Source organism: Azospirillum sp. B506 (genome assembly GCF_000333595.1).
Lineage (GTDB): Bacteria > Pseudomonadota > Alphaproteobacteria > Azospirillales > Azospirillaceae > Azospirillum.
This window is the reverse complement of record NZ_BADK01000315.1, coordinates 1-4,308: the sequence shown is the minus strand read 5'-3', so window position 1 is coordinate 4,308 and position 4,308 is coordinate 1. Positions and strand designations below refer to the sequence as shown.

General features: G+C 56.9%; 5 protein-coding genes. All 5 read left to right on the top strand.

Annotation, left to right across the window (positions count from 1 at the left end; translation table 11 throughout):
- A partial coding sequence (locus tag I71_RS38210) for a hypothetical protein (RefSeq protein ID WP_042694336.1) occupies window positions 1-234 on the top strand: 234 nt, incomplete at its 5' end.
- Window positions 231-566, top strand: coding sequence for a hypothetical protein (locus I71_RS09705; protein ID WP_042694334.1), 336 nt, complete (start codon window positions 231-233; stop codon window positions 564-566). The genes I71_RS38210 and I71_RS09705, both read left to right, overlap by 4 nt.
- Before the next feature lie 2 nt (window positions 567-568).
- Window positions 569-814, top strand: coding sequence for an excisionase (locus I71_RS09700; protein ID WP_042694333.1), 246 nt, complete (start codon window positions 569-571; stop codon window positions 812-814).
- Window positions 804-1,916 carry a phage integrase Arm DNA-binding domain-containing protein gene (locus I71_RS09695; protein ID WP_042694331.1) on the top strand — a complete coding sequence of 371 codons (1,113 nt, stop codon included), beginning with the start codon at window positions 804-806 and terminating at the stop codon, window positions 1,914-1,916. The genes I71_RS09700 and I71_RS09695 overlap by 11 nt, the downstream gene beginning before the upstream one ends.
- Window positions 1,917-2,696: 780 nt before the next feature.
- The gene (locus I71_RS09690; RefSeq protein WP_244433734.1) at window positions 2,697-3,989 is read left to right on the top strand and encodes a hypothetical protein; all 1,293 of its coding nucleotides are present in this window, start codon (window positions 2,697-2,699) and stop codon (window positions 3,987-3,989) included.
- The last annotated feature ends 319 nt before the right edge of the window (window positions 3,990-4,308 follow it).

Below are 4,308 nucleotides of genomic sequence, written 5' to 3'. Positions count from 1 at the left end.
CACTGCTGGGCGGGCGACCTGTACCGCGTCCTGCCGATACGCCTCCAATTCGGCCTGTCGCCTGTAGTGCTGATCGGCGGCACGACCGCGGCGGAGACGGCGGCAGAGTTGGACGACTTCGCACAGCACGACGGGTTTGAGGATTGGGCTGACCTGCGGGAGTTCTGGGCGCGCGAGCATCCCGGGATCACCGACTTCGTCGGGGTTCTGATCCGGTGGGAGCCACGCTCATGAGCCGCACCCAAACCACCCTTTCCAAGGCCCTACGCATCACCATGCCCGACGGCAGTCGATGGGACGTGCCGCTGGAGATCATCGCCCGCAGCCGGGCCGCCCACTATGCGGACGAGTTCGGCGACGATGCCGAGCGCTCTCTGGCCGAAGACACCGCGCCCCTGTTCGATCAGGATCCAGACGAGGCCATCGAATGGGCATCCAACAACATGAACTGGTCGGACGTCGCCGCCCACGCTGCGCGGTCAGTGCCGCCACGCCCTCTGACCGACCGGGACAAGCAAACGGGCTGGATGACCGGCGACAAGGAAATCGTGGAGCTGGGAGGCTGAGGATGGACAAGCTGCTGACCCTGGAGGAGTGGGCCAAGGCCAAATACACCAACCCGCCGGCTCGCGAGACGCTGCGCCGCTGGGCGCGCGCCTGCCGTATCTATCCACCCGCCCAAAAGCAGGGGCGTGCCTACTATGTCCAGCCGGACGCCTGCTACATCGATCCGAACAAGCCGGAACCGATCAGCCGCCCCAGCGCCCCGGCGAATCGCCCGACTTTGGTTGAGAGGATCCGCCGTGGGGCGTAGACGCAGTTCCAAGACGCGCTCGTTGCCTCCGGGCCTCTACGAGCAGCGCGGCTATTTCAAATGGCGCGATCCGCGCACCGGGAAATTCTATGGGCTTGGCCGCGACCGGCATGCGGCCATCTCCCAGGCCATCGAGGCGAACCACGAGATCGAGGGTACCCGCGGCAAGCGCCGGCTGCTCGACCGGATCATCGCCGGGCCCGACGACAGCGTGAACGCCTTCTGCGACCTCTATGGTGGCATCCTTGATTCCCGGCTGGAGGCTGGCCGGATCAAGAAGTCCAGCCACGACAGCTTTTCCCAGCGTCTCAAGCTGGTGCGGACGCAGTGGGGCGACCGGAGCATCGCGTCGATCACCACCAGGGACGCCGCGGATTTCCTCAACGGCTGGGAGGAGCGCGGCAAGCTGCGCATGGCCCAGGCGGTACGCTCGTTCCTGCTCGACATGTTCGCCGTTGCCATGGCGAAGGGTTGGGTACAGGCCAATCCCATCGCGCCGACGAAGGCGAGCCCGGCCGAGGTGCAGCGCGCGCGCCTGACCCTGGAAGATTTCCAGGCCATCCACGCCGTTGCGGAAAAGGAATACGCCCCGTGGCTGGCGAGGGTCATGGAGTTGGCTCTCGTCACCGGTCAGCGTCGCGAAGACCTCGCCGCCATGGGGCCCCGTGACGTCCGCGACGGCAAGCTCTGGATCATCCCGAAGAAGACCGAGAAGCACGGCATGCGCATCTGCATCCCGCTCGACCTGCGTCTTCAGGTCGTCAACTGGTCGGTCGGGGAGGTGATCGCCCGATGCCGGGACAAGGTGCTGAGTCCGCGCTTCATCCACCACAGCAGCTTTGCCGGGCGGGCGAAGCCGGGCGACGGCATCCGGCCGCACACCATCAGCATGTGGTTTGCCGAGGCGCGCGACAAGTCCGGCCGGACCTGGGTGGATGGAAGCACGCCGCCGAGCTTCCATGAAATCCGCTCGCTGGCGGCTCGGCTCTATCACGAACAGGGGATCAATGCGCAGTCGCTGCTGGGCCACAAATCGGCAGAGATGACGGCGCTTTACCGAGACGTGCGAGGGGCGCAGTGGATCGAAGTAAAGGCTCTCTGAGCCCTGTTCAAAACCGGGCGCTAACGCATTGATTCATATTGTAGTGCTTTATCGTGCTTTGAGTGGTGTCCTTGCATCATCGGAAGGGTAGCAAGTCATTGATTAACAATGATATTCCCGCCCCACAAGCATCATAGATGGTGTGTACGGTGCATTGAAGGGAAACTGCTTCCGAAGAAGCTTTTTTATGGAAGAAGCTGAAGTTCTGCTGCCGGACTGTCTTCAGGATGCGATGAACGCGGCGTAGGACATGACGCCGACGAACATCATCAGGGAAACCATGCGTGCCATTTGAACCTCCTTGTGTGTGTCATCAATCCTTGTGATGGAAGAGATCTACGCCTGGACCGATGCGGGATAAACGCCCTGATTCTGAATTTATCGTTCTGAACCATCGAACAATCAGCGGCTGATCGGCGGTCTCGGGTTGCCGCTTGGCTGTGGCACAAGTCTAAGAAAATTGCCGACGCCCGGCTGCCTATAGAATCATGGAAAGAAAGAAAATTGCACCGAGACGTCAAGGCATCGGGGAATACAGGTTTTCACCTATGACAGTCGCGTCAAATTTTTAGAGGATTTCTATTACAGTATTCTGGAATACTTATTCAGGTAAAAACGAATTTAATTCGATAATTTTTAAAAACCATTTATCATAATACAATAATTTAATAATAAAGCTAAGTGATTTTTATTAATAATTGTTGCAATAGAGTTTGTCATACAAATTCTCGCCCGATTGAAGACATGGGCCATAACCTTCGGTAAAGGAGGATTTCCGCCATGCCCAATCAGACACTCGCAGAACCAGAAGCACCAGGCGATGAGGCCACTGCAATTCCGGAGAAAACCAAGGCACGGCTGCGACAAATCCTGTCCGGCGGACACAGCCATTCTGCCGGAGCTGTCCAATTGATCGGCCTCGGTTCCCTTCGCAGCCAATTGGGGGATCGCTGGGACTCGGTTAAGAACCGTATATACGATCAGACGGAGAGACTGTTTAACCGCTATCTTCCCTCGTCCGATGTGTGGTTGAGAGCCGATGATTCCAACTATCTCGTTGTATTCTCTGCACTCGATCGCCAAGCTGCCGAACTCGTCAGCGGACGGATTGTGGCCGAACTTCATCGGTTGATGCTTGGAAATGCAGACACTGTTCAGATAACAGTGCGAAGTGTTGTAACGGAACTCGATGGCAATGTCTCGGTTGAGGCGATTCCGCTCAATCAATTGATTGCGAGGGCGATGCAGCAGGGACGTGCTTTCGCTCAGTCCGATGCTGTCGATGGTCAAAACCGGTCAGCCGATACGGCAACCGCCCAAGAGGTGGAGGTTTTTCACCCAAGCATATGCTATCGCCCTGTCTTTGATGCATCGCATAAGGTACTGTCCACCTATGTCTGTCATGCGGACGAAAACACCAAGAGAATAATAAAGTCTCCATCGCTGAGCGAATCGCGGAGAGAAGAATATATCTTCAGATCAGATCTGGAAATATTGAATAAATCAATCGAAATGCACGAAGAATTGCATAGGAATAGTTTTAGATACATTCAAAATATGACCGTCAATATTTCATCTCTCTCCGTAGCAAAGTATAAGCGCGAATATATAAATTGCTGTCACTCGATTTCGTCCCATTTGATTCCATTCATTGTTTTCGTTCTCCAGGGTGTTCCGACAGGGGTTCCGTACGGCAGGATTTCCGAGATTGCAACGATCCTCAAACCATATTCCCGCGCTACCCTCGTATTGCTTGACGATGGTACACCAAATTTGGCGGCTTTTGCCCAAGCAGGAATCCGTGGTTTGGGAGTAACCGTCCAACCTGGCGAACCGGAGGCAAGGGCGGCCAACAGGCTCCATACCATCGGTGCCAATGTACGACGCCATGGCATGATTTTCTTCGTCGATGGCATTCGGACGGCCGCGATGCTGCGCACGGCCGAACAAGCGGGAGCGTCTTATATTGCAGGGAGCTTGATTGGCAACGATACCGATGTCCCCGGCCACATGAAGTGGGTCACCGAACGGGAGTTGATTGAAAAGGCTGCGAAAGTTCCGCGTCGCCCTTGAACGGCAACTTTCCAGCCAGGATGGCAAGTTTGTTGCCAGTTGCCATGCATGCTGTAATGTTGATGTCCACAATCGCTGACCTACCGAGCGATGGTCGGAGAAATATCCAGTCCGATCAAGGGTATGAGTGATCAGCCCATCCTGGCATGGAACTTGTAAGAATACCGCGGTTCGGCGACAGGTCGTCGCACCATGAGACAGAGGCTGAGGCGCGGGAATGGAGTTTGCGGCGGACGAGGGCGGGCGCGGATCTGCGCGGATCCTGGTTTTGGGCATTGGCAACATCCTGTGGGCCGACGAGGGGTTCGGTGTCCGTACG

Bases quoted from the DNA above. Each gene is read 5' to 3' on its own strand.
- I71_RS09705 (WP_042694334.1), top strand. From the start codon at position 231: ATGAGCCGCACCCAAACCACCCTTTCCAAGGCCCTACGCATCACCATG.
- I71_RS09700 (WP_042694333.1), top strand. From the start codon at position 569: ATGGACAAGCTGCTGACCCTGGAGGAGTGGGCCAAGGCCAAATACACC.
- I71_RS09690 (WP_244433734.1), top strand. From the start codon at position 2,697: ATGCCCAATCAGACACTCGCAGAACCAGAAGCACCAGGCGATGAGGCC.